Source organism: Promicromonospora xylanilytica (genome assembly GCF_054782895.1).
Window position 1 is genome coordinate 167,192 of sequence record NZ_BAAGRP010000001.1, and the last position, 12,184, is coordinate 179,375.

A 12,184-nucleotide genomic window follows, 5' to 3' on the forward strand; every position below is an offset into this window, starting at 1 on the left:
GTCGCTCCCCGCTCGGCGTCGCTGTGCTATTCGACGACGACGGTGGCCAGCAGCGCCCGGTGGTCGGTGCCAGGGACGCGCATGGTGACGACGTCGGAGACGGGCATGTCCCGCTCCACCACCACGTGGTCCAGCGCGAACAACGCGGGCACCCGGCTGTCCTCCGGCCAGGTCACCGTGGGTCCGGCGCCCCATTCCCTGGTGGCGTCCGAGAACCGCGAGCCGAGCAGGTCGCGGAAGCCGGCGTGGTCGTAGGTGGCGTTGAAGTCGCCCGCCAAGATCTGGGGCGTCTCGTCCGCGTGCGCGTGCTCGGTGAGCTCGACGAGCTCCGTGCGCCACGTCAGGATCTCCGTGGGCATCGGCGGGTGCGGGTGCACCACGGTGACGCGCACGTCGGTGCCACCCGCGCTGACCAGGGCCGACGGCATCGCGAAGCTCGTGCCGCGGAGCTGGTCCTCCCCCGTGAGCGGCGTGGACGCCCAGAGGCCGCTGCCGGCAGGGCTGTCCTCGGCTGGCACCGTGAAGCTGTGGGCCAGCAGGTCGTCGAGGCCCGCGTCCGTCAGGGCTTCCTCGAAGGCCGGTGTCAGCTCCTGGACCGCGAGCACCTCGACGTTCTGCGACTCAACGAGGTGGACCACGGTCTCGGCGTCGGCCTGCCCGTACAGGGCGTTGACGGTCATGACGCGCAGCGTGCCGGGGTCGTCGGGGTCTGCGGCCGTGGAGGTGTCCGGCGGCACGAAGAAGGGCGCCGTCCAGTACACGTAGCCGGCCAGCGAGACCGCGAGCAGCAGCGTCATCACCCAGCGCCGGGAGAAGAGCGCGACGATCAGCAGCGGCAGCGTCACGAGCGTCGCCCACGGTGTGAACGCCACGAGGTGCGGCAACGGGATCACGTTGTCGAACGGGAGGGCGCGGGCCAGTGCCACGACCAGCAGGGGGATCGCGACGATCCAGAGCACTACCGAGATGAAGCCATGGACAAATCGCACTCCCGGACCCTACCGGCTGCGCGTCGGCGGTCGTGCCGCCTACAGGCCCGTTCGCGGGTGATCGGTAAGAGGTCAGGTGGTCGGCACCCCGGGGTGCCGACCACCTGACCTCTTACCGATCATCCCGCCAGGGACCCTCGGGTCAGCCGAAGATCCGCGGGAGAGTTCCCTCGTGCGCCTCGCGCGCCTCCGACAGCGGGACCTCGAACTGGCCCTCGATCACCACGGCGTCGCCGCCCGTGGTGCCGAGCCGCAGCACCGGCACGCCGGCGTCCTCCGCGAGATGGGTCAGCTCACCCTCGTGCTCGGGGTCGACGGCGACGATCACACGTCCGGCCGACTCTGCGAACAGCGCGACGAACGGGTCCACCTTGTCGCGACCGGTCACGCCCTCGAGCGCCACCGAGGCCCCGACCCCGAAGCGCAGCGACGCCTCGATCAGGGCCTGGACCAGGCCGCCCTCGGAGAGGTCGTGCGCGGCCGCGGCGAGGCCGGTCTTCCGGGCCTCGACGAGCGCCGACGCGAGCGCCTTCTCGGCGGCCAGGTCCACCCGCGGCGGCACGCCGCCCAGGTGCGAGTGCACGACGTCGGCCCAGGCCGAGCCGTCGAGCTCGTCCCGCGTGGTACCGAGCAGGAGGAGCGACAGCCCTTCCGTCTGCCAGCCGGACGGGAGGGCGGTGCTGACGTCGTCGAGCACGCCGAGCACGCCGACCACGGGGGTCGGGTGGATCGAGGAGTCGATCTGGCCGGGCTCGCCGGTGCCGTTGTAGAGGGAGACGTTGCCGCCCGTGACGGGCACGGCGAGCTCCTGGCAGGCGTCGGCGAGCCCCTCGATCGCCTCGACGAGCTGCCACATCGAGTCGGGGTGCTCCGGGGAGCCGAAGTTGAGGCAGTCCGTCACGGCGAGCGGCTCGGCGCCCGAGGTGGCCACGTTGCGGTAGGCCTCCGCGAGGGCCAGCGCCGCACCCGAGCGCGGGTCGAGCTTGCCGTACCGGCCGTTGGCGTCGGTCGCGAGCGCGACGCCGAGCCCGGTGGACTCGTCGACGCGGATGACGCCGCTGTCGTCGGGCTGGGCGAGCGCCGTGTTGCCCTGGACGAACCGGTCGTACTGGTCGGTGACCCACGCCTTGGACGCGAGGTTCGGCGACGCCAGCAGCCTCAGCGCGGTCTCCCGCAGCTCCTCGCCCGACGTCGGACGAGCGAGGCCCGCCGCGACCGTCGTGTCGGCCTGGAGCTCGTCCTGCCAGGACGGACGCGCGTAGGGCCGCTCGTACACGGGCCCCTCGTGCGCCACGGTCTTGGGGTCGACGTCCACGATCCGCTGGCCGTGGTGGTCGATCGTGAGGCGGCCGGAACCGTTGACCTCGCCGATGACGGCGGTCTCGACCTCCCACTTCCCGGTGATCGCGAGGAACGCGTCGAGCTGGTCGGGCCGGACGACGGCCATCATGCGTTCCTGCGACTCCGACATGAGGATCTCGCCGGCGTTCAGGGTGGGATCGCGCAGCAGCACGTCGTCGAGGTCGACGTGCATGCCTCCGTCACCGTTGGAGGCGAGCTCCGAGGTGGCGCAGGAGATGCCGGCGGCACCGAGGTCCTGGATGCCCTCGACGACCTCGGCCGAGAACAGCTCGAGGCAGCACTCGATGAGCACCTTCTCCATGAACGGGTCGCCCACCTGCACCGACGGGCGCTTGGCGGGGACGCCGTCCTCGAAGGTCTCCGAGGCCAGGATCGAGGCGCCACCGATGCCGTCGCCGCCCGTGCGGGCGCCGAACAGCACCACCTTGTTGCCGAGGCCGGTCGCGTTGGCGAGGTGGATGTCCTCGTGCCGCAGCACGCCGAGGCAGAGGGCGTTGACGAGCGGGTTGCCCTGGTAGGAGCCGTCGAAGACGAGCTCTCCGCCGATGTTCGGCAGGCCGAGGGAGTTGCCGTAGCCGCCGACGCCGGAGACGACGCCGTGGACGACGCGCGCCGTGTCGGGGTGGTCGACGGCACCGAAGCGCAGCTGGTCCATGACCGCCACGGGACGCGCGCCCATCGAGATGATGTCGCGGACGATGCCGCCCACACCGGTCGCCGCGCCCTGGTAGGGCTCGACGAACGAGGGGTGGTTGTGCGACTCCACCTTGAAGGTGACGGCCCAGCCGTCGCCGATGTCGACGACGCCGGCGTTCTCACCGATCCCGACGAGGAGGTGCTCCTTCATCTCGTCGGTGACCTTCTCGCCGAACTTGCGCAGGTGCACCTTCGACGACTTGTAGGAGCAGTGCTCGCTCCACATCACGGAGTACATCGCGAGCTCGGCCGCGGTGGGGCGGCGGCCCAGGATGTCCTTGATGCGCTGGTACTCGTCCTCCTTGAGTCCGAGCTCACCGTAGGGCTGCACCTCTTCAGGGGTGGCCGCGGCGGTCTCCACCGTGTCCAGTCTCGGGACGGCGGGATTCGAGCGGGAGGGTGCCTGGGACGCGGGCGCGGTCATGTAGTTCCTCGCGTGCGGGGTAGGTTTCTGGGCGCCGGAGCGCGCGGCCAGTCTACGACGCGTCACGGAGCGGGGCGGTCCCGGCCCTCGCGAGGGGTCACGCAGGGGCGGACGCACAGGTCACGGGCGACCTGTGCGTCCGGCACACCCCCGGGGCGTGGTCAGAGCTGCGAGTCGTAGACGCGGACGTAGTCGACGACCATCTGCTGCGGGAACTGGGTGGTGCCGTCGGGGTAACCGGGCCAGTTGCCACCCACGGCGACGTTCAGGATGAAGAAGAACGGCTGGTCGTAGACCCAGGGGTTGCCGCCGGTGTCGGCGGTGGTGCGGGTCTGGTAGACGTTGCCGTCGACGGACCAGCTGATCCGGCCGGGCTCCCAGTCGATGGCGAAGGTGTGGAAGTCGTCGGCGAACGACCAGCCCTGGGGGTGCTGGTACGAACCCGTCAGACCACTGCCACCGGAGTAGCCGGGGCCGTGCAGGGTGCCGTGGACCATGTGGGGCTCGTAGCCCACGTTCTCCATGATGTCGATCTCGCCGGAGCTGGGCCAGGGCGTGCCGGGGAACTGGCCGCCGAGCATCCAGAACGCGGGCCAGATGCCCTGGCCGCGGGGGATCTTGATGCGGGCCTCGAGGTGGCCGAACTTGGGCTGCACCTTGCCCTGGGTGGTCAGGCGCGCGGAGGTGTAGCCGCCGTTGCCGTCCTGGCGGGCGGTGATGACCAGGTTGCCGTTGCCGTCCAGGGCCGAGTTCTCTCGCGAGCTGGTGTAGTTCTGCAGCTCGTTGTTGCCCCAGCCGCCTGCGCCGGTCTCGTGGTTCCAGCTGGCGGCGTCCGGAGCCGCGCCCGCTGGTCCGTCGAACTCGTCCGACCAGGTCAGCGCGGCGGTGTCGGCCGCGGTACCGGTCCCGGAGTCGGCGTCGGACACCGTGTCCGACGCGGACCGCGCCGGTCCCGCGTCCGGCACGTGGGGTACGGCAGCCGAGGCGACGAGCGAGGCGGACAGGACGAACGTCATGGCGGCGGCAGCCGTCACGGTGGTACGGATCGTGCGGTGTCTGGTGCTACGCATCGAACGCTCCTTCGCGAACATGGGTCCCGCCGCGCAGGCCGCGGGCCGGGCCTGCGGTCGGTCCGCCGGCCGGTGCCCAGCGACGCTACTTTTCACCCGGTCAGTGGAACAAGATCGTGAAAACACGTAGTCAGGGCGCCGGCCACCGTTCAGGCTCGCTGAACAATCAGCCAGTGATACGCGATGGACGTACAGGGTTGCTCCGGTCGACGATGGCCGTATGCCCCTGCGCGACTCCCTCCTCGCCGTGTTCGTCATGGTCATCTGGGGTACGAACTTCCTCGCGATCGATCTCGGCGTGCAGGACATGCCACCGGCGCTCTTCGTCGCGGTCCGCTTCGTCGTGGTGCTGATCCCCGCGATCTTCCTGGTCCCCCGGCCGGCGGCGCCGCTCAAGGACGTCCTGCTGGTGGGCCTGTTCCTCAGCCTCGGCCAGTTCGCCCTCATGTACACGGCGCTGTGGCTCGGCATGCCGCCGGGCCTGGCGTCGCTCGTGCTCCAGGCGCAGGTGGTCCTGACCGTCCTGTTCGCGAGCGTCGCCCTCCGCGAGCGCCCGACGCCGCCGCAGCTGGCCGGGGTGCTCCTCGGTGCGGCGGGACTGGTGATCGTGGGGTTCGGCCGGTCCGTGGCGACGCCGGGGTTCGCGTTCCTGCTCACCCTCGCCGCCGCTGCCTCCTGGGCGACGGGCAACGTGATCGTGCGGCGGCTGGGTGCCGCGACGCAGCAGGCGGGCACGCCGTCCGGCCCGCTGGCGGGTCTGTCGATGACGGTGTGGTCGGGGCTCGTGGTCCCCGTGCCGATGCTGGCTCTGGCGGTCGCGCTCGACGGCCCCGCGGCCGTCGGCCACTCGCTCACCCACCCCACGTGGGCGGTCGTGCTCTCGACCCTCTACACCGCCTGGCTCGCGAGCCTGGTGGGCTACGGCATCTGGAACACCCTGCTGGCCAGGCACCGGGCGGGTGCCGTGGCGCCGTTCACCATGCTGGTGCCGGTGGCCGGCATGACCGCCGCCTGGCTGGTGCTGGACGAGGTACCCAACCCGGCCGAGGCGGGCGGCGGCCTGCTGCTGCTCCTGGGGGTCGCGGTCACGTCGGGCCTGCTGCGGTGGCCGGGCAGGCCTCGCTACCGCTCGAGCACGTAGCAGAGCAGGTTCACACCGGGCACCGGCGACCAGTCCCTGCCGGGGTCACGGACGAACCCGAGCCGCTCGTAGAGGCGGTGCGAACCGGTCGCGACGGTCTGGGTGGAGAGGACGACCCGCCGCGCCCCGGCGGCGCGCTCGACGCACTCACGCATCAGGGCCGTCCCCGCTCCCCTGCCCTGAGCGTCCGGCGCGACGCCGAGCATGCGGATCTCCGCCTCACCGTCCTTGGCGATGTCGGCCATCGGGCCGCCGCGGGGCACGAACGTCACGCCGCCGACCAGCGCACCGGCGTCCAGTGCGACGATGATCTCCGCCGCGGCGGCGCGGCTCTCGACATCGCGCAGGACGTCGGCGTAGAACCCCGAGTCCGGGGCGTCGAGCTGCCCGTCCGCGTAGAACGCCGCGGCGACGATCTCGCCGACCGTCTCGTACTCGGCCGGCACCGCATCGCGCACCTCGATGGCCCGTCCCTCGATCGTCATGCGACCACCGTAGGACGTGCCTCCGACACCCTTCCGGACGGCCTCCGCCGGCTCGGGCGCACCCGTCCCCACGGCTTGTACACGGACAGCACGGTGGCGGCACCGAGCACGGTGAGCGACACCGCCGGCGGGTACACGAGGAACGAGATGTCCGTGGCGGGCATCTGTCCGGCCTCGACCGCGACACCGGCAGCGCCGACCTCCGGCATGCCCGGCCGGAGCGCCACGAGGATCAGGACGCACAGCAGGACGTTCATGACGAGCTTGACCGCCACCCACCAGTAGCGCACCAGTCCCCACTTGGTCGCGAGGCCGAGCAGCAGACCGGTACCGAGGCAGACCAGGCCCGAGGTCAGCATCGGGGTCACCACATATTCCGCGAGGGCGCGCAGGGCCAGGCCCCGGTCGGCATCGGGGGCGCCCGAGAGCCCCACCCCGACGAGCACGGCAACCAGCACGTCGATGCCGATCCACGCGCCGGCCGAGACGATGTGGAGGGTCAGCACGGCCTTGCGTGCGCGCGGTGCCAGGTTCATGGTCCAGTCCCCTCCTCGGGCCCCGGTCGGCGCCCACGTGTCCCAGCCTCCCCGGCCTGGTCCGGCGCGAGATCTGCCACGAGGCGGCACCTGCGCTGCGTCGCCGGACGGTGGCAGGCGGTCCGGCCTACGCCCCACGACGTACCCGGGGCTACGGCGCGCAGGGGGTGACGGCGGGGCCGCCGTCAGCCACAGTGGGGCTGGAGGTGGAGACATGGGGAAGCTGCGTCTCGTCGACGTGGGCGTGACCGCGGTGCTCACGGCGCTCACGCTGGTCGCGCTGCCGTTCCTCGACGGCTCGTCCGGGGTCCGCCCGGTCGACGCCCTCGCGTACGCGCTCGCGATCACGGCAGCGTTCGGGACCCTCTTCCGCACCCGCTGGCCGGTCGCCGCGCTCGGTGTGGTCACCGCCGCCACCATCACCTATCTGCTGCTCGCTTACCCGTACGGCCCTGTGATGGTGTGCCTGGTCGTGGCGGTCTACTCCCTGGCCCGCAACCGTCCGCTGCGCCCTGCCCTGCTGTACGCCGCGGCGACGTTGGCCCTGCTCCTGATCCATGTCTTCACACATCCGGCGGCGCTCGGCATGCCGGTCGGGCTGGTGCCGGCGAGTGCGATCGTGGCAGTGCCGTTCAGCATCGGTGTCGCCCGGCGGACGTGGCACGAGGCCCGGGCCGCGGAGCGCCGGGCGGCGGAGCAGCGGGCGCGCGACGACGAGCGGCTGCGGCTCGCGCACGAGGTGCACGACGTCGTCGGGCACGGGCTGGCCGCCATCCAGATGCAGGCCGACATCGCGCTCCACCTGGCCGGACCGGACGACGCCGCCACGGCGCTGGAAGCCATCTCGAAGGCCGCGAACGAGGCCCTGACCGAGCTGCGCACCACGCTCGCGCAGATCCGGCCCGACACGGACCCTGCCGGCGTCTCCGAGCGCGCCCCGACGGCAGGGCTCGCCAACCTGGAGGTACTGGCGCAGCGGGTGCGTTCGGCGGGGGTCGCCGTCGACCTCTGGGTCAGCGGCACGCCCCTGCCGCTGTCCGACGCCGTGGACCTTGCGGCCTACCGTGTGCTCCAGGAGTCCCTGACCAACGTGGTCAAGCACGGGTCCGGCTCCGCAGCGCACGTCGAGGTGACCTACGAGCGCGACGCGGTCCGGCTGTGCGTCCGCAACCCGCGCGACGCGGCCGGCGGGTTCGTCGCCGGTTTCGGCATCGCCGGGATGCGGCGGCGGGTCGAGTCCCTGGGCGGGCAGCTCGACGCCGGTCCCGGCGACGAGTCCTTCGAGGTGCGGGCGGTCCTGCCCGCTGGAGGTGTCGCATGATCTCGGTGCTGCTCGTGGACGACCAGGACCTGGTCCGGATGGGCCTGCGTGCCCTGCTCTCCGGGGAGCAGGACACCGAGGTCGCCGGAGAGGCCGCGGACGGTATCGCCGCCGTCGCGGAGACCCGCCGCCTGCGGCCCGACGTGGTGCTCATGGACATCCGGATGCCGGGCATCGACGGCATCGAGGCGACCCGTCGCATCGCGGAGGACCCTGAGCTCACGGCCACCCGCGTCGTGGTGCTCACGACCTTCGAGCACGACCAGTACGTCGTGGACGGTCTGCGCGCCGGCGCCAGCGGGTTCCTCCTGAAGAACACGCCGCCGGCGGACCTCGTCGCCGCGATACGCACCGTGCACGACGGCGGCGCCCTGCTGGCGCCGTCCGCCACCCGCACCCTGATCCGCGAGTTCACCGCCGCGGCACCACGCTCGCTGCGGCCGCACCCGCGGATCGGCGATCTCACGGACCGCGAGCACGAGGTCGTCTGTCTCGTGGCGCAGGGCATGAGCAACCACGAGATCGCCGAGCACCTCGTGCTGAGCCCCGCCACCGCCCGGACGCATGTCTCCCGCGCGATGATCAAGCTCGCCGCCCGCGACCGTGCCCAGCTGGTGGTGTTCGCGTACCAGTCCGGCCTGGCCTGAGGGCACGCCTCTTACTGAGGCATCGCATAACAAAGGTGTCACCAGGGCTTCCCGGTTTTACCCGACAGTGGTTTCATTCGGACATGAAGCTGCTTCGAACTTTTCCGAAGGTTTCCTTCGAGTTCGGGCTCGCCTCATGGCAGTGGCTGGGGCTCAGCGAGCAGACTCCGCGCTTCGCCACCTGTTTCGGCGACATCTTCCTCGAGTCGCTGGACGGATGGTGGTTCCTGGACACGGTCGAAGGCACGCTCGAGCTGCGCTGGACCTCTGCGGTCACCATGTACACGGAGCTGGAATCGGCAGAGGGACGCGCCACCTACCTCATGGACGACCTGGTCCGCGACGCCCGCAGCCGCGGCATCCACCTCGACGCGGAGGACGTCTACACGTTCACCCCGCACCCTGCCCTCGGTGGCGAGCTGGGTGTGAACGGCATCGGCACCATGCGCTTCGAGCTCGCGGTCAACTGGGTCGGTCAGATGCACGACCAGGTGCTCCACAGCCCGGGCGAGATCCGCCTGCCCCCGATGCCCGACGACGGTCGCCGGTCCCCGGCCCGCCAGGTCACCGCCGACTGGGACGCCGCGTGGTCGAACGACGAGACCTTCGACGTACCGTTCGAGCAGTACCTGGCGACCACGACGTTCGCGGCCGTCTCCACCCCGAAGCAGTACGACGGCCACGGCCACTCGCCGCTCGCACCGCCCCTCGGTGACCAGCACGAGCAGGACCACGCGGCCCACGCCGCGCGGAGCTACCGCACCCCGAGGCACGGCGTCTCGAGCCACGCGGCCGCCGGTCCGGAGCCGACCGCACCGCCGTGGCCCGGCCAGGACCAGACCACCTCGCCCTGGGCCGGGCAGGCCGACGGACAGACCGACGACGCGGGGACGGGGTCGACGCGGCCGTGGCAGCCGGCGGGGCAGGAACCCCACCAGGCGCTGCCACCCGAGACGTACGACACGTCGTTCGGCCCGCACTACGCCGTACCCCCCGAGCAGAACGACGCCGGACCGGTCGACCACCTCGGAACGTCGTACCTCGAGCAGGACTGGCTCCCGTACGGCAGCGCGGACGGCCCGGACGAGCAGAGCCGGACCGGATCGACGTGGGACGACCCGGCCTGGGGTACCTCCACACCGAGCAGCGCGGCGTGGGGCACCCCGTCATGGGGCAGCCCCTGGGGTGGTCAGCCGCCCGCGGTCGCCGCGGGCGGCAGCCCGCAGCAGGCAGCCCCGCGCGCCGACGACCCGTTCACCGCGTGGGACGACCTGTGGGGGAAGCGCTGAGCCGCTGACGCCTCGCGGACGCCGCCTGCCGCACGACAGGAGCCCCCGTCGGCCGTTCCGGACGGAGCCTGCGCTCGCGCTCCGCGCGCGCGACCAGGCTCAGCTCGCCCGGGGTGGTCGTGCGTGCCCGCTTGAGCAGCCGGGTCTCGAGCGCCACCCGGTTGGCCCGCCGCAACCCGTCGGTGTACCCGAGGATCGTCTGGGCGTGCGCGTGGGTGATGTGCCCGCCGCGCAACGCCGCGAGCGTCCGCGGATGCTCGTGCACCAGCGCCCGCGACTCCTCGACGAGCGCGACCGCCGCGCCCTCCGGCACCCGCAGCGCCTCGGCCAGCCGCTCGACGAGCTCGGGTGCCAGCCCGGCGAGATCGTCCGCCTCGACCTCAGGAGCCTCGAACAGCTCGGGCTGCTCGGCCACCCACTCGCGGACGGACTCCATGAGGACGGCGCGTGAGGCCGCGAGCGAGGCAAGGAGCGCGTCGACCGCAGCAACGGCGTCTACCGCCTCCGTGAGGTTCGCGAAACCGCTCGCGAACCCGGACTCGCGCGGTGCGGCTGCACCACGCGCGGACTGGCCCGGCACGTTGGCGGGACCCTGTGTCACCAGCTCCTTGTTCGAACGCATGTTCTAAACATAGAGGGTGTCGTCGACACGCGCCACCCAACACGCCACCCCTCGCCGGCACCCCGCACAATGGACGTGTGCCGATCCGACGAGCCCCGCGGACCACCCTCGCCGCGTGCGCCGCGCTGGCGGTACTCCTCACCGTGAGCGGCTGCGACCTGGTCGAACGCTCGGCGCGGGCGGACGACCCGGACCAGCCCACCGCCACCGCCGAGCGGTCGCCGGCCTCCCCGGAGCAGCCCGGGACCTCGGGCGACGACCGGCCGGAGCCGCACACCAGCACGGTCACCCTCGACGGAGCCGTCCTGCGCGTCGACTCCCGCAAGGCAGCCGTGGTCCAGGCCGACGGCGGCGTCCCCGGGCTGCAGACGGTCACCCTCGAGCTCACCCCCGGCGGCACGGCGGACCTGATCCTGACGTCGCCGGGCGAGCTCGACGTCGACAGCGACGGCAGCATCACGGTGCTCGACGGCGACGGCACCCCGGTCGCGGCGATCGGCCCGCCCGCGCCGCCGTCGGGCACCGAGGACGGCGCGCCGCGCATCGAGGTCACCGACGCCGACGCCACACGCGCCCGCGTGGAGGTGGACGACCGGCCTGCGCGGGGGTCCGGGACCACCGACACGCCCGCCAGGACGGGGCCGCTGACGGTCACGTTCGAGATCGGCACCGACGCGATCGAGAGCGCGACCTGGGGCGAGAACGAGGGCGGCCGCTCGCTCGCCGTGGACCCGCGGGACTGGGTGCGGCACGCGGGCGAGGCGGGCCTCGACCTGATCCGTGCCCAGCTCGTGGCCGCCGAACCGGACGCGGGGAGCCGCACCATGGAGCACCAGCTCGTGTGCCACGCGGTGGGCGCGCCCGACAAGAGCACCTGGAACCTGGAACCCTGGCGACCCGACGTCGGGCTGATACTCACCGCCACGGCGCACTGCAACCCGGTCTAGGACCAGCGGGGCCCAGGGCCGACACAACCCGAGTCGTGACCCAGTCGTGACCGTCAGCGGTGCGATTCAAGGTGCGGGCTCGCGCCGCCTGGGGTTTCCTGGAAGCGACGGCGAGGCAGGCTCGCCACACAAACTGATGAGCCCCAGCTCAGCCGGACCTCAGTTCATGGCTTCGTGCGAGCCCAGACGCGCGACCGCCATCGGCTGGCGCCCAGCGTTCCACGGGATCCCCCCTGGGGTCAGGCATTGCTCCTCGGAGATACCTTGGCAGGGAGGCTCCTGATGACCCGTGTACTTATCCTTGGATCGATCATCGCCGTCGTCTGCGGCGCACTGCTCGGATTCACGGTCGCATACCAGCTCACACCGCTCGCTGTGCTCGCCGCCCTCCTCGGGCTGGCGGGCACTCTTCTTGTCGTCCGCGCGATCCCCGAGCCGACGGCGGAGCCAGGTGCGCCCGTGACCCTCGGCGGACCGCTGGCACGCCCCGTCGAGGACGACGAGCCCGTCGACGAGCCCCTCCCGGCTCCCGTGCAGCAGCTTCCGGTCCCCACCGTCGCAGCCGTGCCCGACGCCGCCTGACGCCGAGGCCGACGTAGGACGGCGGCGGGACGGAGCAGTGGCGACGGCCTCTCCCGGGAATCCGGGAAGACCG

At 72.2% G+C, this 12,184-nt stretch carries 12 protein-coding genes; 6 read left to right on the top strand and 6 right to left on the bottom strand.

The features are described from left to right. Window positions 1-26: 26 nt before the first annotated feature. The 3 genes from ACYVK7_RS00740 to ACYVK7_RS00750 all read right to left on the bottom strand — a co-directional run bounded on the left by ACYVK7_RS00740 (window position 27) and on the right by ACYVK7_RS00750 (window position 4,541). Complete coding sequence (locus tag ACYVK7_RS00740) at window positions 27-989, bottom strand: endonuclease/exonuclease/phosphatase family protein (RefSeq protein WP_460885756.1); 963 nt, start codon at window positions 987-989, stop codon at window positions 27-29. Window positions 990-1,131: 142 nt separating this feature from the next. Further along, a complete protein-coding gene (purL, locus tag ACYVK7_RS00745; protein WP_460885757.1) occupies window positions 1,132-3,471 on the bottom strand; it encodes a phosphoribosylformylglycinamidine synthase subunit PurL in 2,340 nt (779 codons plus the stop codon). Between the two features lie 161 nt (window positions 3,472-3,632). Beyond that, complete coding sequence (locus ACYVK7_RS00750) at window positions 3,633-4,541, bottom strand: glycoside hydrolase family 16 protein (RefSeq protein ID WP_460885758.1); 909 nt, start codon at window positions 4,539-4,541, stop codon at window positions 3,633-3,635. A 220-nt stretch (window positions 4,542-4,761) separates the two neighbouring features. Between ACYVK7_RS00750 and ACYVK7_RS00755 the strand changes: the two genes are divergently transcribed. Then, a complete protein-coding gene (locus ACYVK7_RS00755; protein WP_460885759.1) occupies window positions 4,762-5,682 on the top strand; it encodes an EamA family transporter in 921 nt (306 codons plus the stop codon). Here the strand turns inward: ACYVK7_RS00755 and ACYVK7_RS00760 are convergent. Together ACYVK7_RS00760 and ACYVK7_RS00765 are read right to left on the bottom strand one after the other, a co-directional pair. Further along, entirely contained in the window at window positions 5,664-6,167 is a 504-nt protein-coding gene (locus tag ACYVK7_RS00760; protein ID WP_460885760.1) for a GNAT family N-acetyltransferase, read from the bottom strand. The genes ACYVK7_RS00755 and ACYVK7_RS00760 overlap by 19 nt on opposite strands. Further along, window positions 6,164-6,703, bottom strand: coding sequence for a hypothetical protein (locus ACYVK7_RS00765; RefSeq protein ID WP_460885761.1), 540 nt, complete (start codon window positions 6,701-6,703; stop codon window positions 6,164-6,166). The genes ACYVK7_RS00760 and ACYVK7_RS00765 overlap by 4 nt, the downstream gene beginning before the upstream one ends. A gap of 214 nt (window positions 6,704-6,917) precedes the next feature. Between ACYVK7_RS00765 and ACYVK7_RS00770 the strand changes: the two genes are divergently transcribed. From ACYVK7_RS00770 to ACYVK7_RS00780, 3 genes are all read left to right on the top strand, one after another. Beyond that, window positions 6,918-8,024 carry a sensor histidine kinase gene (locus ACYVK7_RS00770; protein ID WP_460885762.1) on the top strand — a complete coding sequence of 369 codons (1,107 nt, stop codon included), beginning with the start codon at window positions 6,918-6,920 and terminating at the stop codon, window positions 8,022-8,024. After that, window positions 8,021-8,671: a response regulator transcription factor gene (locus ACYVK7_RS00775; RefSeq protein WP_460885763.1), complete on the top strand. Its 651-nt coding sequence runs from the start codon at window positions 8,021-8,023 to the stop codon at window positions 8,669-8,671. The genes ACYVK7_RS00770 and ACYVK7_RS00775 overlap by 4 nt, the downstream gene beginning before the upstream one ends. Before the next feature lie 83 nt (window positions 8,672-8,754). Further along, entirely contained in the window at window positions 8,755-9,960 is a 1,206-nt protein-coding gene (locus ACYVK7_RS00780; RefSeq protein ID WP_460885764.1) for a hypothetical protein, read from the top strand. On the opposite strand, the gene ACYVK7_RS00785 is transcribed toward ACYVK7_RS00780, so the two are convergent. Then, a complete protein-coding gene (locus ACYVK7_RS00785; RefSeq protein ID WP_460885765.1) occupies window positions 9,926-10,582 on the bottom strand; it encodes a hypothetical protein in 657 nt (218 codons plus the stop codon). The genes ACYVK7_RS00780 and ACYVK7_RS00785 overlap by 35 nt on opposite strands. A 77-nt stretch (window positions 10,583-10,659) precedes the next feature. Here ACYVK7_RS00785 and ACYVK7_RS00790 point away from each other — a divergent pair, with 77 nt between their 5' ends. Both ACYVK7_RS00790 and ACYVK7_RS00795 read left to right on the top strand, forming a co-directional pair. Continuing rightward, the gene (locus ACYVK7_RS00790; protein WP_460885766.1) at window positions 10,660-11,529 is read left to right on the top strand and encodes a DUF2599 domain-containing protein; all 870 of its coding nucleotides are present in this window, start codon (window positions 10,660-10,662) and stop codon (window positions 11,527-11,529) included. 282 nt (window positions 11,530-11,811) lie between these two features. Beyond that, window positions 11,812-12,111, top strand: a complete 300-nt coding sequence (locus ACYVK7_RS00795; protein WP_460885767.1) for a hypothetical protein — start codon at window positions 11,812-11,814, stop codon at window positions 12,109-12,111. Window positions 12,112-12,184 lie beyond the last annotated feature (73 nt).

Coding starts and splice junctions, on each gene's coding strand:
- purL (WP_460885757.1), bottom strand. CDS start 3,471: ATGACCGCGCCCGCGTCCCAGGCACCCTCCCGCTCGAATCCCGCCGTC.
- ACYVK7_RS00750 (WP_460885758.1), bottom strand. CDS start 4,541: ATGCGTAGCACCAGACACCGCACGATCCGTACCACCGTGACGGCTGCC.
- ACYVK7_RS00755 (WP_460885759.1), top strand. CDS start 4,762: ATGCCCCTGCGCGACTCCCTCCTCGCCGTGTTCGTCATGGTCATCTGG.
- ACYVK7_RS00760 (WP_460885760.1), bottom strand. CDS start 6,167: ATGACGATCGAGGGACGGGCCATCGAGGTGCGCGATGCGGTGCCGGCC.
- ACYVK7_RS00765 (WP_460885761.1), bottom strand. CDS start 6,703: ATGAACCTGGCACCGCGCGCACGCAAGGCCGTGCTGACCCTCCACATC.
- ACYVK7_RS00770 (WP_460885762.1), top strand. CDS start 6,918: ATGGGGAAGCTGCGTCTCGTCGACGTGGGCGTGACCGCGGTGCTCACG.
- ACYVK7_RS00775 (WP_460885763.1), top strand. CDS start 8,021: ATGATCTCGGTGCTGCTCGTGGACGACCAGGACCTGGTCCGGATGGGC.
- ACYVK7_RS00780 (WP_460885764.1), top strand. CDS start 8,755: ATGAAGCTGCTTCGAACTTTTCCGAAGGTTTCCTTCGAGTTCGGGCTC.
- ACYVK7_RS00785 (WP_460885765.1), bottom strand. CDS start 10,582: ATGCGTTCGAACAAGGAGCTGGTGACACAGGGTCCCGCCAACGTGCCG.
- ACYVK7_RS00795 (WP_460885767.1), top strand. CDS start 11,812: ATGACCCGTGTACTTATCCTTGGATCGATCATCGCCGTCGTCTGCGGC.